Below are 23,757 nucleotides of genomic sequence, written 5' to 3' on the forward strand. Positions count from 1 at the left end.
AACAGCGTCTAATGGCCGACTACGCAATAGGTGATTTACAAGGCTGCTTTGACGAATTTAGTTTATTGTTAAAGCAAGTCGACTTTAATCCTAGCAAAGATCATCTCTACCTAGTAGGTGATATTGTTGCTCGCGGCCCAGACTCCAAAGCATGTCTTGATTACATATATCAGCACCAAGACAGCGTTAGCGTCACATTAGGCAATCATGACTTACATATGATTGCCTGTTATTTAAATAATGTTGCACCCAACCCTAAAGACAAACTAACGACACTGTTCAACAGCAGTAAACTCCCACATTACATCGCGTTTTTGCAAACTCAGCCTTTAGCTCTTTACTTAGATAAATATGATTGCTTTATTTCACACGCGGGGCTAAACCCTGATTGGTCGTGCGTGCAAGCCATTGAGCACGCCCAATTCGCACAGCAATGCTATGGTGCTGACAACGCTCAATACTTCTTAAAAAACATGTATCAGCCTCACCCACTAACATGGAGTGAGCAACTCGATGACGCTGCTAAGTTTCGTTATATTGTTAATTATTTCACCCGTATGCGCTTTATTACACCCGATAACTTGCTTGATTTTAGTGCAAAAGAAGCAACAGCAAATAGCCATTCATTGATTCCTTGGTTTTCTCATCCTAAAATTGTTAACGCTCAACATGACCTTGTTTTTGGTCATTGGGCTGCACTTGAAGGTCAAACTCCCTACAAACACCTGTACGCTCTAGATACAGGTTGCGTCTGGGGCGGCTCAATGACCTTAATAAATTTACAGAGCAAACAAAAACTTTCAAAAAAATCACAACTTTTGTCTAAATAAACTGAAAAAAGTTAATACATCTGTTAAGTTTAAGAGTGCATGTTAAATTGCATAATTACAAACCATTCACAACTAAGTGTAAAAAATAGCAACACTCTCTAATCTAATTAAAGATGAGGAAAATTGCTTTGTATTATTTTACATCCATAATCGAATAGTTGAATTATGTATGCTTAGTGTGTGATGAAGTTTCACGGTAAATTTAGCAACTAACTATTAACAGTAAAAATTAATTATTTTTAATTACTTAACTTATTGTTGAAAGCGCCGATAAGTTTTAATAGACGTATTTTTGAATGGAAAACCATATGAATCTAACAGTGAGTCAACGTATTTGGGGTGGTTTTATATTTATCACTTTATTACTTTTAATTATTGGCGGTAACTCTTTAATAAAAATAGCACATATAGATCACTCAACTCAAAAGGTTAATCTGCTATCGCTTCCGGCATTAAACAAGAGCGCTCAATTACAAGCTGAATTTATTTTGATGAGTAAAGCTGCTCAAACTAGCTTTCACACTTCATCGGCTCAAGAGCTAGCGCCAATAAAAACACAAATAGAAGAACAAAAACAGTTATTTGATAAGTTACATCGCGAGCTACAACAAGTAGTAAAAGATGATCCACAACTAAATAAGAGCAGCCTTGACGTTGAAAAGACCTACTTAAGTTTTTTAAGCATTATAGAGAGCCTACTCAAAGACAAAAACACTCAGTTAGTGCTTAATAAAAAGCTTAAAGCTCAATTAGAAACCGTTGAGCTTGCGGCAGAAGATGCCAACTCTATGGTTCTTGATATTATTGATATCGATGGTTTAGAAGACAACTACCCTCGTGCTTATCAAGCAGCTAATAACCTTGAAAATAACTTTATGTCTGTGGTTACCAGTAGCACCGATATGCTAACTGTTAAAACACTTAATACGCTCGATATTATTAAAAATGAACAAGAATATTACTTTGAAGAAGTCGTTCGTACTGTTTCATTAATACAACCTGCAATAGAGCAAAGCCATAGCGGCTTGTTTAACGACCTAAAAGGTTATGTAGATACACTTGAGAGTAATATTTTAGGTAACGATAGCCTTTCAGCGAATAAAAAACGCCTTATTGATGCAATCAGCACAACTGAACGTGAATTAGAAGAGTCTGAAAAAGCGACTAAAACAGCACTCAGTCAAATTGACGAATTAGTATTACAAGCCAGCGGCATTGCATTTACTTTGCAAGAAGGCGTGCGTAGTGATGTAAACTCAGCTAACTTATGGACTTGGATAGGCATGATCATTGCGACTATTATCGCTGTGCTTGTGGCCATTGTTACAGTTAACCGTATTACTAAGCCATTAGCAGAAGTTAACCGCATTTTAGATATTGTTGCCAGTGGTGATATGACTCAACGCTTGGATGACAGCGCAAAAGATGAATTTGGTGAATTGTCGAAAAGTTGTAACACCTTAATTGACAGCTTACGTAGCTTAATTACCGGTATAATTTCGCGTTCAACACAGCTTGCTGCTGCTTCTGAGCAAACCTCAACAATTACCGGTGAGTCGAGCAAAGCGATTAGTAATCAACAAGCGCAAGTAGAGCAAGCGGCAACCGCAACCACTGAAATGAGCAGTACTTCTCAAACAGTGAGCAACAGTGCTCAACAAGCACTGGGCGAAATAAAAAATGCCGATAAAGAAGCTGAACGCGTTAAAGGTATTTCAAATCAAAATAAAGCAACCATTGAACAACTCGCTTACGAAGTTGATGAAGCATCAAGTGTTATTAATAAGCTACATAAAGATAGCGCCTCAATTGGTAGTATTTTAGACGTTATTCGTGGTATCGCTGAGCAAACTAACTTACTTGCACTTAATGCGGCCATTGAGGCAGCGCGTGCCGGCGAGCAAGGCAGAGGCTTCGCCGTGGTAGCTGATGAAGTAAGATCGCTTGCAAGTAAAACTCAAGAGTCGACCCAAGAGATTCAATCTATGATTGAATCACTACAGTTAGGCGCTGAAGAAGCAGTTAAAGCCATGGAAAAAGGTAAAGAACGCGCTGTTTCTTGTGTTGAGCAAAGTGATTTAGCTAATAGTGCACTGGATTCAATTACTCTTGCGGTATCGCAAGCGCACAATGTCAGTGAAGAGATATCAACGGCAGCACAAGAACAACAACAAGTATCACAAGAGATTAGTGAACGCTTAGAGTCTATTGTTGCTATCGCCGAACAAACAGCAGAAGGTGCTGTACAAACTAATATTTCAAGTTCAGAAGTGGCTAAGTTAGCCGAAGAACTAAGAATATCAGTAGAGAACTTTAAAGTATAAGTATCGCACTGTAAGTAGCCTTAGGGCTGCTTACAGTTCACTCCTAGTAAGTCATAGTAAAACACCCACTTCCTCATTAGGTATATTTACATACCCCCACAATCTTACTCTAAATACACAACACCCAACTGATTAGTCCGTAAAGTCATTTAATACTATTTATATTTTCTTTGGTTATACCCATTCGCTTAATTAAGTGGTCTATTTTGAGGCTGGAAAAACGCGTTGATAGCTAGGCAAAAAATTTGCTATTTGGTTGTTCTAAATGAGAATTTTTTAACACAGGTAGCGACACGTTTAGCCCCGTAAAATGATTAAGTATTATTGCGGATTAGTATTACAAACAACGGAGCCGCTATTAAAACAATAGGCCATGGCGCTTAGCATAAATTTTTAATTAGATGGACACAATTACGGTAGGTATATTTTCGGTGGTAACAGAGTGGATTTTAAAAACAAAAAACCCAGCATAAGCTGGGTTTTTACATTTCTGAAAGAAAACTAAATTACTTGATTTTAGCTTCTTTGAAAATCACATGTTTACGAGCCTTAGGATCGAACTTTTTGATTTCCATTTTTTCAGGCATGTTACGCTTGTTCTTGTCGGTAGTGTAGAAAAAACCAGTACCAGCAGTTGAAACTAAACGGATCTTATCGCGCATAATTCAGTTCCTTAAACTTTTTCGCCACGAGCACGGATTTCTGTAAGAACCGTGTCAATGCCTTTTTTATCGATAATACGCATACCTTTAGTAGTAGTGCGTAATGTTACAAAACGTTTTTCACTTTCAACCCAAAAACGGTGTGTTTGTAGGTTAGGTAGGAAACGACGTTTAGTCGCGTTTCTCGCGTGTGAACGGTGGTTACCAACCGCTGGACGCTTACCTGTAACTTGACATACTTTAGACATGTCTATATATCTCCAATAACTTCGCTCGAGCTTAATTTTTCCCTAAGGCCATGTATTTGTGCCCTAGAGATAAATCGAAGGGCGCTCTTTATACAGCTTTTACAGGCAAAGATCAAATACTGATCTTATCCAACCAGCTCATGTGTAAATTTTATAGCGGCTAATTATAAAGATCGAATGCCCTTAGGGAAAGTAAAAACTGCATTTAAATTAAACTAATTTGCCAAAACACACTAAACCGCTCATTTTTAGCACATATCTGCGAGCAATAAACTTAAATAAGTCCCCGTTCGGCAAACGAAACACAGTTTTCACCACCAATAATAATATGATCCAATACATTTATGTCGACTAATTGCAGCGCTTGGCACAATTTATTGGTAATTAGTTTATCGGCCTGACTTGGTTCTGCAATACCGCTGGGATGATTATGTGAAAAAATAACCGCTGCCGCATTATTTTTCAAAGCCGCTTTGACAACTTCACGTGGATATACACTGGCTGCGTTAATCGTACCATAAAATAAGATTTCATCTTTCAATAAACGATTTTGACTATCAAGATACAACACCATAAACACCTCCTGCTGCAACCCTCGCATTTGCAGGGTTAAATAGTCGTAAACAGCTTGAGGGGAATTAAAAACGGCATCGCGAACAAAGCCTTCTTGCATATAACGCTGACTTAGCTCAAGTACTGCTTGTAACTGTACATATTTAGCTGTACCCAGCCCTTTTTGCGCACAAAACTCATCTATGCTGGCATTAAACAAATTATGCAGGGTTTTATTTTCATTGATCAGATGTTGTGCCAGCTCTATTGCATTCATACCGGGTAAACCCGTACGTAAAAATATAGCCAATAGTTCAGCATCAGAGAGTGCCTTTGCGCCTTTTGCTAGCAGCTTTTCTCGCGGTCTGAGTGAATTAGGCAGAGAGGTTAATTGCATCGTTCATCCTTGAAAGCGGTCAGTATCATATAACTGTAATGCAAAATTAAAAATTAGCGCGATAAAACGCATTTTATCTTAGCTGTCACGCTCAAGATTTGTTATTTTAGCCAGCATATTTTATAAAATTGATGAACAACCATGATTAATTTAACAAATAAAAAAATAGTGCTGGGTATTAGCGGTGGAATTGCAGCCTATAAATGTGCCGAACTAGTAAGACGTTTAAAAGACCATGGTTGTGACGTTAAAGTTGTAATGACTGAATCAGCAAAGCATTTTATTACCCCGCTAACGATGCAAGCTGTCAGTGGTGAAATAGTCTCTGACTCATTACTCGACCCATCAGCAGAAGCTGCAATGGGACATATTGAATTTGCCAAATGGGCTGATTTAATTTTAGTTGCTCCTGCCACCAGCAATATTATTGCAAAAATGGCTGCAGGCATTGCTGATGACCTACTTACTACGTTATTACTTGCAACCCCTGCAAAAGTGGCTGTAGCACCGGCTATGAATCAACAAATGTACGCGCACCCCGCCACGCAATCTAACATAGCCACTTTAAAGGCTCGTGGCGTTGCAGTTTGGGGGCCAGGCAAAGGTGAGCAAGCCTGTGGTGATGTAGGTGCAGGGCGAATGCTTGAACCGCATGAATTAGTGAGTTTATGCACTGAACCTGCGCAACCACAATTATTAGCAGGTAAAACCATTACTATTACCGCAGGCCCAACCCGAGAACCTCTCGATCCGGTGCGTTTTATATCAAACCACAGCTCAGGAAAAATGGGTTATGCACTAGCACAAGCTGCTTTATCATTTGGCGCGCAAGTTAACTTAATTTCAGGCCCAGTGACCATTACCGCGCCGCAAGGCGTTAATTTAATTAATATAGAAAGTGCTGAGCAGCTACTGCAAGAATCTCTCAGTTACGCCCATCAATCAGACGCCTTTATTGGCTGCGCTGCTGTAGCCGATTACCGCGCAGCGAATATCGCCACGCAAAAAATGAAAAAACAAGGCGATGAACTCACTCTTAGCTTAGTTAAGAACCCAGACGTTATAGCAGCGGTAGCAAACCTTACACAAAGCCGCCCTTACACTGTCGGCTTTGCAGCAGAAACGCAAAATGTTGCTAACTACGCTAAAGGGAAACTAACCAATAAAAACCTCGATATGATTTGTGCTAACGACGTATCGCAAAGTGATTTGGGCTTTAATTCAGAGCGTAACGCACTCACACTTTATTGGCAAAATGAACAACTCGATTTACCTGAGGCCAGCAAAACAGAAATAGCCATCAAAGTGATCGAACAGCTTGCCAAACGATTATAAAAAGGCTGGAAACAAACTGAATAAAACATTAACATGATGACGCCTTGTGACCTTTTAGTGTAATTATACTTCGCTAATATAGTTTAATGCTTGCGCAGTACCAGAGCTTCACGTAATACGTGAAAATACCGCCTTACTGGTTATTGCCCGCAGCAGCACTAGGCCGGTAGCTGTGTTATCGCACATTGATGTAGAAAAAAATAACTATTAAAAAAGGAATGTTCATGCCTGCGACAAAAAAAAGTAATCGCAAAGAGCAAATACTGCAAGCACTCGCACAAATGTTAGAAACCAGCCCAGGCCAGCGTATTACAACTGCCAAACTTGCCGCAGAAGTTGGCGTTTCTGAAGCCGCTCTTTATCGTCATTTTCCGAGCAAAGCGCGGATGTTTGAAGGATTAATTGAGTTTATTGAAGATACCCTGCTATCACGTATTAATCTTATTTTAGATAACGAAAAAGAAAGCAAAGCACGCGTATACAATACCTTATTACTGTTGCTAACGTTTGCTGAGAAAAACCCTGGCATTACTCGTATATTAACAGGCGACGCTCTACAAGGAGAACAAGAGCGACTTCGTGAGCGTGTACAGGGCTTATTTGAAAAACTAGAAACCCAATTTAAACAAATTCTTAGAGAGCGTAAGCTACGTGAAGGTAAAAACTTCCAAAGCGATGAGTTAACCCTAGCTAACTTTTTGCTTGCCTACGTTGAAGGAAAAATGAATCAGTTTGTGCGCAGTAATTTTAGTGCTCGCCCAAGTGAGCAATTTGAAAAACAATGGCCAGAACTTCAAAAAATTTGGTTATAAGGTTTTAGGTTTTAGGTAATCTTGCCAGCAAGGTTATTAAATTATTCTCCTATCATCAATTCCACATAAACTCTGTGTTCTTTTTATAAATTATATTTAAAAATTAATTTGAACACAGAGCAAAAAGTAAAAAATTGAAAACCACAATTAAACTTTTACTTCCCTAACTTTTTACCGATGCCAAACACCTCGCATCCCGAGGCCCGAAAATTTAACCTTTTACCATTCATTTTTCCCCTCTCATCTCTGCCTTGCTACCGCTTATCGTATCTACTCGAATTGTTATTAAAACTCGTTACAATAAAATAATGTTAAAAAACGAGAATCTATAATGAAAACACAACTCACTCTTATAGGCTGTGCACTTATTACCAGCTTAACGAGCGCCAGTGCCTTAGCAAATAAGCCATTAGAATTTAAAGATGTATTTGATTTTAAATCTGCAAAAGGCACACAGCTTTCTGAAAATGGTCAAATCCTCTCTTTAAGTGCAACTCCTTATCGTGGCAATGCCACTGGGCAAGTCTACTCGCTAAATAACAACAAGCTTATTGCTGAGGTAGAGCGAGGCACTCGCCCTACAATTAACAAAATGGCGAACTGGGTCGTATTCACCCAAGTGCCTACCCTACTTGAAAAAGAGACCACTAAGAAAAAAAGTGATTTAAAAAACAATCTAGTATTAGTGAATACCCAAACCGGTGAGCAACAACGCTTTAATGACGTAAAAGATTACGTACTCGCTAATAACGGGAAGTGGCTTGCCTATCGTAAAAATGAGAGCACCGACGCGGATGATAAAAACGCCGGTAATGATAGCGCTATCACAGCTGATAAAAAAGATAAAAGCTACCCGCTGGTTGTCGTCAACTTAAGCGATAAACGCACCCACACTCTTGAAAGTGCCTTCACCTATGATATTAGCGCCACCAGCGATCAATTATTAGTGAGCCAAAGCTATGTGGATGGTAATAATAATCAAATTACTTTATTTTCACTCAATGATTTTTCCAGCACAGCATTAATTGACGAGCCAGGTGTGGTTGCCAACGAAATAGCTTGGCATCCTATCAATAAGAGTGTTGCATTTACTTTAGGTAACTATGTAAACGATGATAAGCGTCGCCGCCAATACGAATTAACGCTTTGGCAAAACGAGACGCTTACCACTGTGCAGTCACCTAACCCAGAATGGTTAATGGGTAAAACTGCGACATTAACGTGGGCAGAAGATGGTACACGCCTATACTTTGAAAACCGCCCAAAACTTGCTGCAAAAGTTAAGCAAAAAGAATATACCGATGAGTCGTCACTGTATAACTTTGAAGTTATTCGCGACCAAAAAGGGTTAAATGTATGGCACAACAACGATGCGCAAATTAAACCTCGCGAAGAGCAGCAATGGAATAAAAACAATAAAAATCGACATTACACGGCGGTATACCATGTAAACTCGCAACAAGTTGTACAGTTAAGCACACCAAATATACCAGAGCTGGCACTTAATACTGAACGCGCGGATTCATTATTAGGCTACTCAAATCTAGCCCATCTTGAAAAAATAATGTATGGCGGCTTTTTTGCTGACTACTACGCGGTTGATATAAAAACGGGTAAACAAACACCTATTATTAACGACTATCCATTTAGACCTAGCCTCGCGCCTAATGGTCAGTTTGCTGCTTACTTTGATAATAACCAAGTACAGCTTAAAAACTTAGGCAATAACAAAGTGAGCGTACTCAGCAAAGCAATTAACGCCACCTTTGCCGATGACAAACACGATTACCCATCTAAGCAGCCTGGCTATGGCTTTGCTGGCTGGCTTAACGATAGCAGCGAAGTACTGGTTTATAGCAAATACGATATTTGGTCGTTTAATGTAAATACCAAGCAAGCCAAACGCTTAACTGATGGTAAGAAAAGTAACACTCAGTACAGAGTGATCAAGCTTGATAAAAAACAAGTAGGCTTTAACAGCAATGATACTCTTTTGCTCTCTGCAATTAACTTACAAAGTAAGCAAAGTGAGGTGGCTAAACTTAATTTAACAACACTTAACGTTACTAAAGTACTTACAGGTAATAAACGTTTTGATGTAATTAAAAAAGCCAAACATGCCGATAAATACTTATTTACAGAGCAAACGTATCAGCAATTCCCTGATATTTATCAAACAGACTTTAGCTTCAAACAAGCACAACAAGTCACTAACCTTAATCCTCAGGTAACTAATTTTGCTTGGGGAGAAAAGCCTGAACTTATTAGTTATAAAGGCTTTGATGGCGAAGATTTACAAGGGGTATTAATCAAACCTGCCGGCTATAAAGAAGGCGATAAAGTACCGGTTGTGGTGTACTTTTACCGCTATATGAGCCAGCGTATGTACGACTTTCCTAAAATGGAATTAAATCATCGTCCTAACTTCCCAATGTTTACATCAAATGGCTACGCCATCTTTTTACCTGATATTCGCTTTGAAATAGGTCACCCAGGTAAGTCTTCAACTCAAACCATGATCAACGCCACCCAAAAGCTGATTGATTTAGGCATTGCCGATGCTAATAAAATAGGGCTACAAGGTCACTCTTGGGCAGGTTATCAAAGCGCGTTTATGATCACCGAAACTGATATGTTTAAAGCTGTGGTGTCGGGTGCGCCTGTGTCTAACATGACCAGTGCCTACAGTGGCATTCGCTTAAAGTCAGGGCTTGCCCGCCAATTTCAATATGAAACAGGGCAAAGTCGCATTGGTAAAAACTTATTTGAAGCCCCTGAGCTTTATATTGAGAACTCGCCAGTCTTTTTTGCGGATAAAGTAAATACCCCGATTCTGATTATGTTTGGTGATAAAGATGATGCTGTGCCATGGCATGAAGGCGTGCAATATTACTTAGCACTGCGCCGTGCGGGTAAAGATGCTACATTTTTACAATATGAAGGTGAACCGCACCACTTAAAGCAATTCCCTAATCAGGTAGATTTCTCAGTACGTATGATGCAGTACTTTGATCATTACTTAAAAGGCAAGCCAGCCGCTAAGTGGATGAACGAAGGTGAAGCGTTTATCGAAGAGTAACTAATAAACCGGCTCTATTTGGCGTCGGTTTAACATTTAAAACCAGCAATTAAGGACTATATAAAGCTTTAAATAAATACTAAATCACTATTAAAACTGACTTTTATGCCTAGTTCGCGTATTCTAACCCCCTGATTTAAATAACCTCTATAACGAAATGAGCAACGCCACTCCCCCATTTTCGATTTCAGCCAGCATGACCCACAGCATTGTGGGTATTAGTGAAGCTTTAGGTAAAATCAGTGCCTTATATTCGCCAGCAACTATTGAGCACTATAAGCAACAAAAACCCACCTCTATACAAATGAAAAACTCTGAGTTTCAATTCACAGCATCTGACCTATCAAGCCCAGATAGCTTATTAGATCTGCATCGCAGCTTAATGAAAAATAAGACTGAAAAGTCAGGCTGTTATAGGGAGCAAAGTCTAGCTTTAAAAAATGGCTTACAAATGGCACCACAGGCAATGCGAGTGCCACAAATGGTAGAAGAGCTATTTGCGTGGTTTAATACAACCAACCATCACCCTCTAATCAGTAGCGCAGTATGTCATTATGAATTGCAGTTTATCCAACCTGTTTCACTGGGTAATACTGAATTAGCCTGTACTTGGCAAACCCAACAATTATCGCAGTGGCATACGCTATTTTCATTGCTAAACATTCATAACCTAATCGCGACAACACGCCAACAATACGTTGAAAGCATTAACCTAAGTACCAAAATCGGTGACTCATCCGTGTTTATTGAGTACATGTTAGAGACATTACTTTCAGCATTAAACGTTTTAAAAAGTGATTTAAAATCAATAACAAAAAACCAAACCCCACAACTTACCCCTCAAGTTGAAGAGGCTTTAGATATAAATCTGCAAGCCCCCCAAGTCATCGCTTTAATCAATGTATTTAACCAAAGCGAAATGCCGTTAAACCGACAAGAGCTACAAAATCAGCTAGGGTTAAAAGATAGAAAACATTTTAGAGAGCGCTACTTAAAGCCTGCAATTGATGCAGGCATAATCGAAATGACGATTCCCGAAAAGCCAAATAGTAAGATGCAGCAATACCGACTTAAAAATTAGAAATAAAAATGCCACTTAAAAGCTTAAGTGGCAGGTTTAATAAGCCGCGCTGAGCGATTTTTTATGCGTATTGCCCAGCGGCAAATCCACAGCTCCACGCGTATTGGAAATTATAGCCTCCTAGCCAACCCGTTACATCGGTCACTTCACCAATAAAGTATAAACCTTTGGCTTTTTTAGCCTCAAATGTTTTTGAGCTTAGCTCATCGGTATCTACACCACCTAAAGTCACTTCTGCGGTTCTGTAACCTTCGGTACCATTTGGCTTAATTTGCCAAGCATGAATATAATCCGCGAGTGCATCTATTTGGCCATGCGTTAGCTGGTTAATATTGCAATCAGGAATAGCTTTACTGTCATAGAGTATTTCAACAAAACGCTTAGGTAAGATAGTAGCAAGGCTATTTTTTAACGATTTTTGCGCTTGCGTTTCTCGCCAATCGGCTAGCTGTTGCTTTAAATCTAGTTCAGGTAATAAATTGATCGTCACCGCCTGACCTGCTCGCCAAAATGAGCTTATTTGTAATATGGCAGGCCCGGATAAGCCGCGGTGAGTAAATAAAATATTCTCTTTAAATACAGTGCCATCTTCGCTTGCAACTTCACACGGGATACTAATGCCAGAAAGCCCTTCAAAACGCTCTTTATCGTGCTGATGTAAGGTAAAGGGAACTAGAGCGGCCATCGTCGGCAATACCTTTAAACCAAATTGCTCTGCAATTTTATAACCTATTGGCGTCGCGCCAAGTTTAGGCATAGTTAAACCGCCAGATGCGACAACTAACGACTCACAGGTCAGTGTTTCTTGCTCAGTTGTGACACTGTAACCTGTTGCTGTTTTAGCTACATTTAACACTTCGCTGCGTAGTTTAATTGTAACACCCGCCCACTCACACTCTGTTAGTAAAATATCAACAATGTCTTGTGCGCTATTGTCACAGAATAATTGTCCCAATGTTTTATGGTGATACGCCAAACCATGTCGGTCTACAAGCTCTACAAAGTCATGCTGGGTATAACGACTTAAGCACGACTTTACAAAATGGGGATTAGTGCATAAATAGTTATTAGGGCTCGCATTTTCGTTAGTAAAGTTACAACGCCCGCCGCCACTAATTAAAATTTTACGTCCTGGCTTTTTACCCATATCAAGCACTGTAACACTTCGGCCGCGATATCCTGCTTGTGCTGCACACATTAAACCTGCAGCTCCGGCACCGATCACTATCACATCAAGGTGAGTCATTTGGTCATCTCTTAAAAACTTTGATGAATTATAACAAAGTTTCGGTAACAACAAGATAGCTGTTATATTATTTTCAATTTCTCAACAAAGATTAAATAATGATAAACAAACCTAATACATTAAGACCAAAAAAAGTATAAAAGCAAATACAAAACAACTGAAACAACACTGAACACGTGGTTATAACCAAATGAAATAGATACATACGTATTTAATATTTCAAAATCATTAACAGATCATTTACCTTTGTACCCGCTTTGTGGCTTTCCACAAATAATAATAAAACTAAGGGTAATTATGACTTCTAATAATTCATTTAAAAAATGCGCTGTTGCGCTAACAATAAGTACACTATTTGTAGCCAGCTCAAGCATGGCAAATCCAGCACAAGCAATCGCACCATCAATGGCTGAAACCTCAGTTAAAATGCAAAATCAAAGTGGGTTTGAAACTCAGTTCATTATCAAATATAAAAATAATAGCGATATGATGAGTACATCAACAGCTGACGCATCGCCTGCAATGATGAATAAAAAAGCACAAAACTTTGTAAAAAACTTCACGTCAAAAAAAGGTAAAGTTAAAGCGAAATATATCCGTGCAATGGCATTGAATGATCATCACGTAATGCGTGCCGACAAAAAGCTCAATGCTGAAGAAGCGCAACAGTTTATGCAAGAAGTAATTAATTCGGGTAATGTTGAATATATCGAAATCGATCAAATGCTAAAGCCATTTGCCACACCAAACGATCCTCGCTATGGCGACCAATGGCATTACTATGAGCAAGCGGGTGGTCTAAATCTACCTACGGCTTGGAATACTGCCACAGGCAGTGGTGCAGTTGTGGCTGTTCTAGATACTGGTTACCGCCCACATGTTGATTTAAACGCCAATATTTTACCTGGCTACGATATGATCTCTAATCTATCAGTCGCTAATGATGGTAATGGCCGTGATAACGATGCTCGCGATCCTGGTGATGCTGTCGCTACTGGTGAATGTGGTGATAATGGAGCACAAGGCTCTAGCTGGCATGGTACTCACGTAGCAGGTACAGTCGCTGCTGTAACTAATAATGGTGAAGGCGTTGCTGGTGTTGCTTACGACGCTAAAGTAGTGCCAGTCCGTGTATTAGGTAAATGTGGCGGCTTGACCTCAGATATTGCTGACGGCATTATTTGGGCTTCAGGCGGAAACGTATCAGGTACATCGACAAACCCAAACCCTGCAGATGTTATAAACATGAGTTTAGGTGGTGCAGGTACATGTAGCTCAACGACTCAAAATGCGATTAATACTGCACGTAACAACGGCTCTGTTGTTGTAATAGCTGCAGGCAACGATAACGATAATTCTGCAAACTACAATCCGGGTAACTGTAATGGAGTTGTTAATGTTGCATCAGTTGGTCGTAACGGTGGCCGCGCATATTACTCAAATTATGGTAGCAATATTGATGTAGCAGCACCGGGGGGCGCACAAAATTTCGCCAATGATTCTGAAGGTGTTTTATCTACTTACAACTCAGGCTCAACAACACCATCAAGCGACAGCTATGGTTTTTCGCAAGGTACATCAATGGCCGCCCCTCATGTTGCGGGTGTTGCAGCATTAATCAAACAAGCAAAACCAAACGCGACACCTGATGAAATAGAAAATATTTTAAAAACAACAACTCGTGCATTCCCAGCAACTTGTACTAGCTGTGGCACAGGCATTGTTGATGCTGCCGCTGCTGTTGCAGCCGCCTCTGGTGGCACACCACCGCCAACATCAGGTGATAATGAGCTTATTGATGGGCAAGCTAAAACAGGCTTAAGCGGTGCGACAAGTACACAAAGCTTTTACACTATGACAGTCCCAAGCGGTGCTACTAATGTAACTTTCACAATGAGTGGTGGTACAGGTGATGCTGACTTGTATGTACGTGCTGGTAGTAAACCGACAACAAGCACTTATGATTGCCGTCCTTACAATGAAGGTAACAGTGAAGAGTGTTCTATCGATAACCCAACTTCAGGTACTTATCATATAATGCTAAACGGCTACTCAGCCTACACTGGCGTTAGTTTAGTCGGTAACATCACAGGCGGTTCAGACTCAGGCACACCACAAGCAGGTGGCGGTACAGTATCTGATGTTTCTGCAACAGCAGGTCAGTGGAAGCATTACACGCTAGAAGTTCCTGCTGGCATGGCTAACTTTACTGTAACAACATCAGGTGGCACTGGTGATGCAGACTTATTTGTAAAGTTTGGTAGTCAGCCAACCAGCTCAAGCTATGATTGCCGCCCATTTAAAACCGGTAACGCCGAAACATGTACATTTAGCAACCCTCAAGCAGGCACATGGCATTTAAGTGTTAATGCGTATCAAACCTTCTCAGGTTTAACGCTAAGTGGTCAATACCAGCCATAAACCACTTTCTCCTTAGATAAAAAAGCCGATACATATGTATCGGCTTTTATTCAATAATTAAAACAAGTCAGTTATAGTTTGGCTAAAACGACTTCAGCGCTACTTATTACAAATTCTTTTTCTTGCTCGACAAATAATTGGTTAACAACACCATTATCTACAATCATAGCGTAACGTTTCGAGCGCAAACCACCAAAGCCTGCGGTATCTTTTTCAAGACCTAAAGCACGAGTAAAACTAGCATCACCGTCTGCCAGCATATCTATATGCTCTGCATTTTGTGACTCACCCCAGGCTTTCATCACAAATGCATCATTTACCGATACACAATAGATAGCGTTAATACCCTTAGCCTTAATTTTATCGGCTAGCGCGATATAACCAGGCAAATGAGCATTCGAACAAGTGGGTGTGAAAGCACCAGGCACCGCAAATAACACAACTTTTTTATCTGTAAATAATTCATTGTTAGTGAGTGTTTGCATACCTTTATCACTAAGCTGAGATAAACTTACTGCAGGTATTGTCTGACCTTGCTCTATCATATTAATTCCTTAAAGTAATTAAATAGTCTTTTAGCATACAGATTAATATTTAATCCGTCTTCGATTAATCGCTGTTGTTATCTAAACCTAAACCTTCTTTAATAGATGTCATTTGCAACTCTAACTGCGAGCCTATATCAGCAACTAATTCACTCGACTCACTTACTTGGCTTTTCATATCATGCATTGATAGCGTAAAGTCACTAAGGAAATTACTTTGTTGTTTAGCCAATTCCATTGCATCAATTGCAACTTTATTAGCCTGCTGCGCATTATCTGCAACGCCTTCAGAGTTTGCTTTAAGCTCTTGAGCATTTGCAGTTTGTAACTGTGCATCCTCAGTTAATGCATTGATTTGTTTATAGACTTCTTGAGAGTTTTCGCTTAGTAGCGCCAATTGATCATTAATCTCTTTTAACGAACCTTGAGTCTGCATAGCTAACTGCCTTACCTCATCAGCAACCACGGCAAAACCTCGACCTTGCTCACCTGCTCTTGCTGATTCAATCGCAGCATTGAGCGCGAGTAAGTTTGTTTGCTCAGCGATGGTACGTATGACTGTAATAATATTACTTACTCCCTGTACCCCGCTCAGTAACTCCTGAACACTATGCATACCTTGCTCAATACGCTGCTGTGTGTCAGAACTGGCATTAAGCATACTTTTGGCAAAACCAACACTTTGTTGCATTGCTTCATAAGTACTTTGAGCATTTTCAGCAGCTTGAGCATTGATATGATTAACCTGCTCGCCAAGTTGCTGAATATTAAGAAGCAGTTCTTCATTGTGATTTACCTGCTGATAACTCGCATTACTTTTTTGACCTATCGTGTATAAATGCCCACTCATCTGCTGCATGAAATCACTGACTACATTAAGCATATCTGCTCTTTCTTGCGCTTCCAAACGCTGGCGTTCAATTAACTGGTTAAAATACTGCGCTATTTCACCCACCTCTGTTTTAGGGTTATTCACTGTAATATTTTTTAACTCATTACTTTCGATTAAGAATGCAAATCCATCTCGCAGTTGTCGTAAAGGTTGTAAAACCTGTTTACGTTGCACCCAATAAACACCAACAGCTAATATTACTAGTCCACCTATTGCTATTCCAAACACCCAGAATACTTGTTGCTTTACGGTATCTTGCTGCGCTTTTAATGTTTGCTCTGCCTCAATCACTGTATTTGATAGTAAGCTAATTTGTTCGCGTAACTCATTCGTTCCTGAACGACGTAGTTTTGATTGCGATAAAGTACTGCTTAAATCACGCAGATAACGTTTAGGCCAACTCACCAACTCTGCTTTTATTTCAGCAGCCAAATCTTCAGGTTCCTCATCTACAAATAAAGCAAATTCATCAACCTCTGTCATTACTCCTAAGTTAGGTAGCTGCTCTATTTTTACCGCCAGTAAGTTTAGGGTTTTTATGCTTTGTTGCAGGTTTTTCTCTATCTCAGGTTGATAATTATTTAGCAGTTGATAAGTCGATAGTGATAAATTAACCACTTCACTGTAATAATCACTCGCTAATTTATTGTAGCTAAGAGCGTAAATGGTTTGCGTTGATGCTTTTTGCGCATAATTAATAAGTGAAGAGGCTGAGCCCGCCATTTGTCTAAGCGCGTTATCTAACAGCGCAGTTTCATTGCCAGAGAGTTTTCCAAGTGATCTGTATTTACCATTAATATCTGTACTTAATGAAGTTAATTGTTCAGCTAAACGAGCTTCTAACTCAGGAGGAAGCACCGTTAACTGTTGCGCTTTAAGTTGCTCAATCAAGGTAGATGATTGTTTTAAGTATTGGCTATTACCTTGTGCTAAGTAACTCTCTAATTGATTGGCAAGCTCAACCATTATGCTATTTTTTAAATGGCTGTATGCGCTATCTTGTTGCTGAAGCTTTAGTAATGTATGGCTTGCCCATAACAAGGTCGCGGCTAGAAGGATACTTGCAAATGTTAGTAAAATGGCTAGTAAACGGGTAAAAAATGATACACGCATAAATATATCTCAAAACTGACATACACATAGAGTATTGAATTTTTATGACATATTTATGTAACAAGAGTAATCAGGATAAATACTTGAGGGAATTAGACTTAAAAGTAGTTAGACAGGGTGCAAAATGACAATTTATCTAAGTAAATAAAAAACCGCGTCTAAACGCGGTTTTTTATTAATTAAGCTTTTATTTAAAGGCCTGCACGGTCTTTAATAATAGGGATTAAAGGTGAGCCCGCATGATTTGCCTCAGCCCAAGCAATATCTGCACCATCCTCAAGTGAGCTCTTTGATAAGTTTTTAACAATGTACTCGCCTGTATCAACTGCATTACTTGCAACAGCATGACGCAATAAGTTATTACCATTACAAAAAACTGCATCATAGATATTACGAACTTTCACACGTGAACTTTTTAATTTGCTACGTAGACGGTTTTTATCATCACCAGCAATGTATTCACAAACTGAAACAGCTAACTGGTCATTAGCGCTTGCAGGCGCAGTATAAGCAAACGAACCCGCTGCAATAGCAGCAATTACAACTAGTTTCGGTAATTTAATCATTGATTGGACACCCTATATTAATACTTTTTTCGTACTCGACTGTTTAATATTGTACCAACACGCTCAGATTTTGGCAATAATGTTAAGAGACTTTATTCAAAGTTACGAATTTATAACTATATTTATTTTTCTCATCAGGCGCCATCAACATTTCATCTTCAATTTGCCAATTTGCAACACTTTGGTAATCAGGAAACTGTGTATCCCCTTCTACATCTAAGTCTATAAAGGTTAGATACAAGCGATGTGCTTGCTCTAAGAACTGCTGATAGATGTTTCCACCACCAATAACCATCACTTCGGCAATATCATTAACAAGATCAAGTGCAGCTTCAGGAGTGGTTACAGTTTCAATTCCCGGTGCTTGATATTCAGTATTGCGAGTAATAATAATATTACGACGTCCAGGTAGCGGCCTACCTATCGATTCAAATGTTTTACGCCCCATAATAACAGGCTTACCAGAAGTTACTTTTTTAAAGTGCTGAAGGTCGCCAGGTAAGTGCCATGGCATTTTATTATCTAAGCCAATGACACGATTGTTTGCCATTGCTGCAATCATTGAAATTATCACACTAAATACCCAATACTTTATTATTAATCAAAGAAAAAGGAGCATTAGCTCCTTTTAAATATATACAATTATAGTTAACGCTCGTAGACAACTTCTACGTCGTAATCATCTTCATCCCAATCATCCCAGTCATCATCATCGCCTTTAGTGGCTTTTTGATGGTAGGTATCCCACTTAAATTCAACTTCTTCATCTGCAACTTCAACAAACTTTTCTTTAGGCATGTTATCAAGTAGCGTCATAATGTCGTGAATTAATGGCTGAGTATTTAATTTATTAATTGCAGCAATACTATAAATATTTTCAGACTCACCTAACTCTTCTGCAATTTGCTCACATAGAGCTTTGGCTTCATCTTCAGGCAATAAATCAATTTTATTAAAGACCAACCAGCGCGGCTTTTCAGCAAGCTTAGGACTGTACTGATGTAGCTCATTGATGATTGCAAAAGCATTATCAACAGGATTTGAGCCATCAACTGGCATAACATCAATAATGTGTAATAACACACGACAGCGCTCTAAATGCTTTAAGAAACGAATACCCAAGCCTGCGCCGTCCGATGCACCTTCAATTAAGCCAGGAATATCGGCGATGACAAATGACTTATTTGCTTCAGGACGAACAACACCTAAATTGGGGATAAGCGTAGTGAATGGATAATCTGCTACTTTTGGTTTTGCAGCCGATACACTGCGAATAAAGGTTGATTTACCGGCATTAGGTAAACCCAGTAAACCTACATCAGCGAGTAGCATTAGCTCTAATTTAAGGTTACGCACTTCACCAGGTGTTCCGAGTGTTTTTTGACGTGGGGCACGGTTAGTACTTGATTTAAAACGCGCATTCCCCAAGCCATGGAAACCGCCTTTTGCAACCACAATTCGTTGACCATCTTGGGTTAAATCCCCTAATGATTCTTGTGTATCAACATCAATGATACGTGTACCAACAGGCACCTTTACAATCAGATCTTCACCTTTTTTACCGGTACAATTCCGGCTTTGACCGTTAGTACCACGTTCTGCTCTATGAAAACGCTCAAATTGATAGTCAATAAGGGTATTTAAGTTTTCATCAGCTTGTAGATAAACACTACCACCGTCTCCACCGTCACCGCCATCAGGTCCACCATCTGGAACATATTTCTCACGACGAAAAGACACGATGCCGCTGCCACCGTCACCAGCTTCTGCGCGAATTTCTACTTCATCTACAAACTTCATGATTACTCACTTAAGGGATTGGCTTGTTAATAACTCTATTATATACCTAAGTGGCCTTTAGAGCACACTGAGCATAAAAACACTTGGGTATATATTTAGAACTGCTTAAAACAAAAAACCCCGCAAAGGCGGGGTTTTTAACTACCTTACTGATTACTCAGCTACGATAGTTACGTATTTACGGTTTAAAGGACCTTTTTGTTCAAACTGAACTTTACCATCTGCTTTTGCGAAGATAGTGTGGTCTTTACCGATACCTACGTTTGCGCCTGGGTGGAAACGAGTCCCACGCTGACGAACAATGATGCTACCCGCTAGAACTGATTCGCCACCAAAACGCTTAACACCTAGGCGTTTGCTTTCTGAATCGCGACCGTTACGAGTACTACCAGCTGCTTTTTTATGTGCCATTTCTAAGTACCTCTAATTAAGCGCTAATGCTAGTGATTTTAACTTCAGTGAACCATTGACGATGGCCCATTTGCTTACGAGAATGCTTACGGCGTCTAAATTTAACAACCTTAATTTTCTCACCGCGACCGTGTGAAACAACCTCAGCTGTTACTTTACCACCGTTTACGAACGGTACACCAATCTCGATCTTCTCACCATCAGCAACTAAAAGTACTGAATCAAATTCCACTGCCGCACCAGTTTCAACGTCTAATTTTTCAAGACGAATCGTTTGACCTTCAGTCACACGATGCTGTTTACCACCACTTTGGAAAACCGCGTACATAATTAACTCCGTCTGTGCACCCTCAAATCGGCGCAACTAAAATATTCTTCGATAGGGCGCGAAGTTTACGCTAACGCGAAATAACTAGCAAGCCTATTTTTATAATTAAATGAATAAAAAGTAGCTACATTGAGGGCAATTCAATATTTCCCCTATTTTATATGAAAATCCCCCTTTGCCAAGCGCTTTTTAACGGTTACAGAAAATAAATTTGTAATAACAAAGCAAGCCCATGTAGTTCAATTAACCGCCAGGGGTGATTCAAAATTAAACCACGCTGTTTAATCATTTATTCAGCTAGTTAATAGGTCATTTAACCTACTTAAGGGTGTTTTTTTAAGGAATCATCACAAAATATCGAGCTGATGCGTTTTTTGTTGTACAATCTGCGCCGTTCACACATTAAAATTGGCTCGGAGATCAATGGATATAAAAGCTATCCAGGCGTTAATCGAAAGCGATATGAATGACGTCAATCAACTAATACATGCGCAGATGCGCTCAGATGTGGCGTTAGTTAATCAACTTGGTTTGTATATTGTTAACAGCGGTGGCAAACGTGTTCGCCCCATGTTAGCTATTTTGGCGGCTAAAGCGCTAGGTTACCAAGGCAAAGATCACATTACGCTAGCAACAATTATTGAATTTATTCATACCGCAACGCTTTTACATGACGATGTGGTAGATGAATCTAACTTGCGCCGTGGCACACCTACAGCAAATGCCGAGTTTGGTAATGCCGCAAGTGTCCTCGTGGGAGACTTTATTTATACTCGCTCGTTTCAGCTAATGGTAGGCCTCGGTAAAATGCAGATAATGCAAGTGTTGGCCGATGCAACCAATATTATTGCTGAAGGCGAAGTGCTGCAATTAATGAACTGTAATGACCCAGATACTACTGAAGCCAGTTATATGCAGGTTATTTACTCTAAAACCGCTAAGTTATTTGAAGCTGCAACCGGGCTAGCTGCCATTATAACTGAGCAAGATGACAGTGTATTAAACGCACTCAATTTGTACGGTATGCATTTAGGCACTGCTTTTCAGTTGGTGGATGATGTTTTAGATTACAACGCCGATGCCGACCAACTGGGTAAAAACATTGGTGATGACTTAGCTGAAGGCAAACCTACATTACCACTAATTTATGCCATGCAACACGGTAGCGAGCATCAAACACAGTTAATAAGAGATGCAATAGAGCACTGTAATGGTATGGCGCATCTAGATGAGATACTCGCTGCACTTAAACATACCAATGCCCTTGAGTTCACTATGCAAAAAGCAGAGCAAGAAGCAGAGAAAGCGATTGCTTGTTTAGATTGCTTAGCTGAGTCGAATTACAAGCAAGCATTAATTAGCTTAGCTAGAATAGCGGTTGATCGCGACCACTAAGTTATACTGTGTAGATAATTCCGAGCAATAAAAAAGCCTGCAAATGCAGGCTTTTTTATGGGTTAATTTTGGCTATTACGCCATAAAATCAACACCTTCTTTAATGTCTTTTTTCAGCGTTTCAAGCATGTCATTTTTTGCTTGCTCTTCAAATGCGCTTAGTGTGCCGTAAGAAAGAATTTCTTCTACGCCATTTTTACCTAAACGTACTGGGTGTGCAAAGTACTCAGCATCACCATTTTCAACAGCAACGTATGCATAATCTACAACGTCTTCACCTTGTAAGCCTTTAACTAAAGACATACAAAAACGTGCAGCAGCAGCACCCATTGATAATGTTGCAGAACCACCGCCCGCTTTAGCATTAACTACTTCAGTACCTGCATTTTGGATACGTGGAGTCAGTGCAGCCACTTCTTCATCAGTGAAAGTAACGCCTTCAACTTGAGAAAGTAATGGTAGAATAGTTGTACCTGAGTGACCACCAATTACTGGAACTTTAACGCTTGCTACGTCAACGCCTTTAAGTTCAGCAATGAACGCTTCTGAACGGATCACATCGAGTGTTGTAATACCAAATACACGCTTAGCATCGTAAGTTCCTGCTTTTTTAAATACTTCAGCAACAATTGGTACAGTACCGTTAACTGGGTTAGTAATAATACCCACAAGCGCTTTAGGACAGTTAGCAACAATGCCTTCTGCTAATGTTTTGATGATACCAGCGTTAACATTAAATAAATCAGCACGATCCATACCAGGCTTACGTGGCATACCCGCTGGAATAAGAACGATATCACAACCTGTTAGTGCTTTATCTAAATCGTCTGCACCAAAACCTGCAACTTTAACATCTGTTGGAATGTGAGAAAGGTCAACAGCAACACCAGGAACTACTGGCGCAACATCATATAGTGATAATTCAGAGCCAGCTGGTAAGCCTGTTTTTAATAATAAAGACAACGCTTGACCGATACCGCCTGCAGCACCTAATACAGCAACTTTCATTGGAATTCTCCGTGATTTGAGGTAGGAAATATTTGTGGTTCATAAGATAAAGAAATTAACGACTAAAAACAAATTTATCCTGCTTATTTTAGCTATATTTTCGACCATAGTTGTAAACTTTGCTGTTTAAACGCAGCAAAATGGCAACTTAAGCAAACATCTGCTGCATAATTATGCATTTTTGTGTAGAATTTGCAGTATCTATTACATAACTAATTAGACACTATGCAACCACAAGATAAACAAGAAGCATTGGTTAAAGCCTTTAAAGCACTTTTAAAAGAAGAAAACTTTGGCTCACAAGGCGAAATAGTTGATGCGTTAAAAGAACAAGGCTTTGATAATATTAGCCAAAGTAAAGTGTCGCGAATGTTAAGTAAATTTGGCGCGGTACGCACCCGTAATGCAAAACAAGAAATGGTATATTGTTTACCCGCTGAAATGGGGGTACCAACCGCTAAGAGCCCGTTGCGCCAGCTCGTTATTGATATTATGCATAACGAAATGATGATTATTATTCGCACCAGTCCTGGAGCTGCTCAACTCATTGCGCGTTTACTTGATTCATTAGGCAAAGCTGATGGCGTCTTAGGCACTATTGCCGGCGATGATACTATTTTTATAGCACCAGCTAAAATCTCAGAAATAGACCTCACACTAGAGCGTGTTCGTATTTTATTTGATACGGTTTAACCACTAACGCTGTAATAAA

21 protein-coding genes are annotated in these 23,757 nt (G+C 39.6%); 9 read left to right on the forward strand and 12 right to left on the reverse strand.

All coding sequences use genetic code 11. From position 1 onward, the window contains the following. Positions 1–11 precede the first annotated feature (11 nt). Both AB8618_RS13420 and AB8618_RS13425 read left to right on the forward strand, forming a co-directional pair. A complete protein-coding gene (locus AB8618_RS13420; RefSeq protein ID WP_413400803.1) occupies positions 12–830 on the forward strand; it encodes a symmetrical bis(5'-nucleosyl)-tetraphosphatase in 819 nt (272 codons plus the stop codon). Between the two features lie 308 nt (positions 831–1,138). After that, a complete protein-coding gene (locus tag AB8618_RS13425) occupies positions 1,139–3,154 on the forward strand; it encodes a methyl-accepting chemotaxis protein (protein WP_413400804.1) in 2,016 nt (671 codons plus the stop codon). A 506-nt stretch (positions 3,155–3,660) separates the two neighbouring features. Here the strand turns inward: AB8618_RS13425 and rpmG are convergent. The 3 genes from rpmG to radC form a co-directional block, all read right to left on the reverse strand. Next, a complete protein-coding gene (rpmG, locus tag AB8618_RS13430; protein WP_004587947.1) occupies positions 3,661–3,816 on the reverse strand; it encodes a 50S ribosomal protein L33 in 156 nt (51 codons plus the stop codon). A gap of 11 nt (positions 3,817–3,827) precedes the next feature. Beyond that, entirely contained in the window at positions 3,828–4,064 is a 237-nt protein-coding gene (gene rpmB, locus AB8618_RS13435) for a 50S ribosomal protein L28 (RefSeq protein WP_008464111.1), read from the reverse strand. A 274-nt stretch (positions 4,065–4,338) separates the two neighbouring features. After that, positions 4,339–5,013 carry a RadC family protein gene (gene radC / locus AB8618_RS13440; RefSeq protein ID WP_178956588.1) on the reverse strand — a complete coding sequence of 225 codons (675 nt, stop codon included), beginning with the start codon at positions 5,011–5,013 and terminating at the stop codon, positions 4,339–4,341. Between the two features lie 141 nt (positions 5,014–5,154). Between radC and coaBC the strand changes: the two genes are divergently transcribed. The 4 genes from coaBC to AB8618_RS13460 all read left to right on the forward strand — a co-directional run bounded on the left by coaBC (position 5,155) and on the right by AB8618_RS13460 (position 11,320). Next, on the forward strand, positions 5,155–6,348 hold the full coding sequence (gene coaBC / locus AB8618_RS13445; protein WP_413400805.1) for a bifunctional phosphopantothenoylcysteine decarboxylase/phosphopantothenate--cysteine ligase CoaBC: 1,194 nt from the start codon (positions 5,155–5,157) through the stop codon (positions 6,346–6,348). Between the two features lie 224 nt (positions 6,349–6,572). Continuing rightward, positions 6,573–7,160: a nucleoid occlusion factor SlmA gene (gene slmA, locus AB8618_RS13450; RefSeq protein WP_008113236.1), complete on the forward strand. Its 588-nt coding sequence runs from the start codon at positions 6,573–6,575 to the stop codon at positions 7,158–7,160. Between the two features lie 331 nt (positions 7,161–7,491). Continuing rightward, positions 7,492–10,239, forward strand: coding sequence for a prolyl oligopeptidase family serine peptidase (locus tag AB8618_RS13455; protein ID WP_413400806.1), 2,748 nt, complete (start codon positions 7,492–7,494; stop codon positions 10,237–10,239). A gap of 196 nt (positions 10,240–10,435) precedes the next feature. Beyond that, positions 10,436–11,320 (forward strand): Fic family protein, encoded by an 885-nt coding sequence (locus AB8618_RS13460; protein WP_418157311.1) that lies wholly within the window; start codon positions 10,436–10,438, stop codon positions 11,318–11,320. A 61-nt stretch (positions 11,321–11,381) separates the two neighbouring features. On the opposite strand, the gene AB8618_RS13465 is transcribed toward AB8618_RS13460, so the two are convergent. After that, on the reverse strand, positions 11,382–12,566 hold the full coding sequence (locus tag AB8618_RS13465; protein WP_413400807.1) for an NAD(P)/FAD-dependent oxidoreductase: 1,185 nt from the start codon (positions 12,564–12,566) through the stop codon (positions 11,382–11,384). Positions 12,567–12,863: 297 nt separating this feature from the next. Here AB8618_RS13465 and AB8618_RS13470 point away from each other — a divergent pair, with 297 nt between their 5' ends. Further along, on the forward strand, positions 12,864–14,987 hold the full coding sequence (locus tag AB8618_RS13470; RefSeq protein WP_413400808.1) for a S8 family peptidase: 2,124 nt from the start codon (positions 12,864–12,866) through the stop codon (positions 14,985–14,987). Between the two features lie 71 nt (positions 14,988–15,058). Here AB8618_RS13470 and AB8618_RS13475 read toward each other — a convergent pair whose 3' ends face one another. The 7 genes from AB8618_RS13475 to rplU form a co-directional block, all read right to left on the reverse strand. Further along, a complete protein-coding gene (locus AB8618_RS13475; protein WP_409423940.1) occupies positions 15,059–15,532 on the reverse strand; it encodes a peroxiredoxin in 474 nt (157 codons plus the stop codon). A 64-nt stretch (positions 15,533–15,596) separates the two neighbouring features. After that, complete coding sequence (locus tag AB8618_RS13480; RefSeq protein WP_409423941.1) at positions 15,597–17,537, reverse strand: methyl-accepting chemotaxis protein; 1,941 nt, start codon at positions 17,535–17,537, stop codon at positions 15,597–15,599. Between the two features lie 191 nt (positions 17,538–17,728). Continuing rightward, a complete protein-coding gene (locus AB8618_RS13485) occupies positions 17,729–18,103 on the reverse strand; it encodes a DUF3718 domain-containing protein (protein ID WP_010391650.1) in 375 nt (124 codons plus the stop codon). An 82-nt stretch (positions 18,104–18,185) separates the two neighbouring features. After that, positions 18,186–18,677: a type 3 dihydrofolate reductase gene (gene folA / locus AB8618_RS13490; RefSeq protein WP_413400809.1), complete on the reverse strand. Its 492-nt coding sequence runs from the start codon at positions 18,675–18,677 to the stop codon at positions 18,186–18,188. 74 nt (positions 18,678–18,751) lie between these two features. Next, a complete protein-coding gene (cgtA, locus tag AB8618_RS13495; protein ID WP_055012496.1) occupies positions 18,752–19,903 on the reverse strand; it encodes an Obg family GTPase CgtA in 1,152 nt (383 codons plus the stop codon). A 153-nt stretch (positions 19,904–20,056) separates the two neighbouring features. Further along, positions 20,057–20,314, reverse strand: coding sequence for a 50S ribosomal protein L27 (gene rpmA / locus AB8618_RS13500; protein ID WP_008114963.1), 258 nt, complete (start codon positions 20,312–20,314; stop codon positions 20,057–20,059). A 16-nt stretch (positions 20,315–20,330) separates the two neighbouring features. After that, positions 20,331–20,642 (reverse strand): 50S ribosomal protein L21, encoded by a 312-nt coding sequence (rplU, locus tag AB8618_RS13505; RefSeq protein ID WP_138609006.1) that lies wholly within the window; start codon positions 20,640–20,642, stop codon positions 20,331–20,333. A gap of 423 nt (positions 20,643–21,065) precedes the next feature. Here rplU and ispB point away from each other — a divergent pair, with 423 nt between their 5' ends. Continuing rightward, positions 21,066–22,037: an octaprenyl diphosphate synthase gene (ispB, locus tag AB8618_RS13510; RefSeq protein WP_138609004.1), complete on the forward strand. Its 972-nt coding sequence runs from the start codon at positions 21,066–21,068 to the stop codon at positions 22,035–22,037. A gap of 75 nt (positions 22,038–22,112) precedes the next feature. On the opposite strand, the gene mdh is transcribed toward ispB, so the two are convergent. Next, a complete protein-coding gene (gene mdh / locus AB8618_RS13515; RefSeq protein ID WP_008466462.1) occupies positions 22,113–23,045 on the reverse strand; it encodes a malate dehydrogenase in 933 nt (310 codons plus the stop codon). 225 nt (positions 23,046–23,270) lie between these two features. On the opposite strand from mdh, the gene argR reads away from it, so the two are divergent. Further along, on the forward strand, positions 23,271–23,738 hold the full coding sequence (argR, locus tag AB8618_RS13520; protein WP_008466460.1) for a transcriptional regulator ArgR: 468 nt from the start codon (positions 23,271–23,273) through the stop codon (positions 23,736–23,738). Positions 23,739–23,757: the final 19 nt, after the last annotated feature.

This window comes from Pseudoalteromonas sp. RW-H-Ap-1 (assembly GCF_048318575.1).
GTDB lineage: Bacteria > Pseudomonadota > Gammaproteobacteria > Enterobacterales > Alteromonadaceae > Pseudoalteromonas.

What these genes read in the sequence shown, in the direction of transcription:
- AB8618_RS13420 (WP_413400803.1), top strand. Translation starts at nt 12, where the DNA reads ATGGCCGACTACGCAATAGGTGATTTACAAGGCTGCTTTGACGAATTT.
- rpmB (WP_008464111.1), bottom strand. Translation starts at nt 4,064, where the DNA reads ATGTCTAAAGTATGTCAAGTTACAGGTAAGCGTCCAGCGGTTGGTAAC.
- AB8618_RS13470 (WP_413400808.1), top strand. Translation starts at nt 12,864, where the DNA reads ATGACTTCTAATAATTCATTTAAAAAATGCGCTGTTGCGCTAACAATA.
- AB8618_RS13465 (WP_413400807.1), bottom strand. Translation starts at nt 12,566, where the DNA reads ATGACTCACCTTGATGTGATAGTGATCGGTGCCGGAGCTGCAGGTTTA.
- AB8618_RS13485 (WP_010391650.1), bottom strand. Translation starts at nt 18,103, where the DNA reads ATGATTAAATTACCGAAACTAGTTGTAATTGCTGCTATTGCAGCGGGT.
- rpmG (WP_004587947.1), bottom strand. Translation starts at nt 3,816, where the DNA reads ATGCGCGATAAGATCCGTTTAGTTTCAACTGCTGGTACTGGTTTTTTC.
- AB8618_RS13480 (WP_409423941.1), bottom strand. Translation starts at nt 17,537, where the DNA reads ATGCGTGTATCATTTTTTACCCGTTTACTAGCCATTTTACTAACATTT.
- rplU (WP_138609006.1), bottom strand. Translation starts at nt 20,642, where the DNA reads ATGTACGCGGTTTTCCAAAGTGGTGGTAAACAGCATCGTGTGACTGAA.
- AB8618_RS13475 (WP_409423940.1), bottom strand. Translation starts at nt 15,532, where the DNA reads ATGATAGAGCAAGGTCAGACAATACCTGCAGTAAGTTTATCTCAGCTT.
- coaBC (WP_413400805.1), top strand. Translation starts at nt 5,155, where the DNA reads ATGATTAATTTAACAAATAAAAAAATAGTGCTGGGTATTAGCGGTGGA.
- rpmA (WP_008114963.1), bottom strand. Translation starts at nt 20,314, where the DNA reads ATGGCACATAAAAAAGCAGCTGGTAGTACTCGTAACGGTCGCGATTCA.
- ispB (WP_138609004.1), top strand. Translation starts at nt 21,066, where the DNA reads ATGGATATAAAAGCTATCCAGGCGTTAATCGAAAGCGATATGAATGAC.
- slmA (WP_008113236.1), top strand. Translation starts at nt 6,573, where the DNA reads ATGCCTGCGACAAAAAAAAGTAATCGCAAAGAGCAAATACTGCAAGCA.
- AB8618_RS13425 (WP_413400804.1), top strand. Translation starts at nt 1,139, where the DNA reads ATGAATCTAACAGTGAGTCAACGTATTTGGGGTGGTTTTATATTTATC.
- mdh (WP_008466462.1), bottom strand. Translation starts at nt 23,045, where the DNA reads ATGAAAGTTGCTGTATTAGGTGCTGCAGGCGGTATCGGTCAAGCGTTG.
- cgtA (WP_055012496.1), bottom strand. Translation starts at nt 19,903, where the DNA reads ATGAAGTTTGTAGATGAAGTAGAAATTCGCGCAGAAGCTGGTGACGGT.
- argR (WP_008466460.1), top strand. Translation starts at nt 23,271, where the DNA reads ATGCAACCACAAGATAAACAAGAAGCATTGGTTAAAGCCTTTAAAGCA.
- AB8618_RS13460 (WP_418157311.1), top strand. Translation starts at nt 10,436, where the DNA reads ATGACCCACAGCATTGTGGGTATTAGTGAAGCTTTAGGTAAAATCAGT.
- AB8618_RS13455 (WP_413400806.1), top strand. Translation starts at nt 7,492, where the DNA reads ATGAAAACACAACTCACTCTTATAGGCTGTGCACTTATTACCAGCTTA.
- radC (WP_178956588.1), bottom strand. Translation starts at nt 5,013, where the DNA reads ATGCAATTAACCTCTCTGCCTAATTCACTCAGACCGCGAGAAAAGCTG.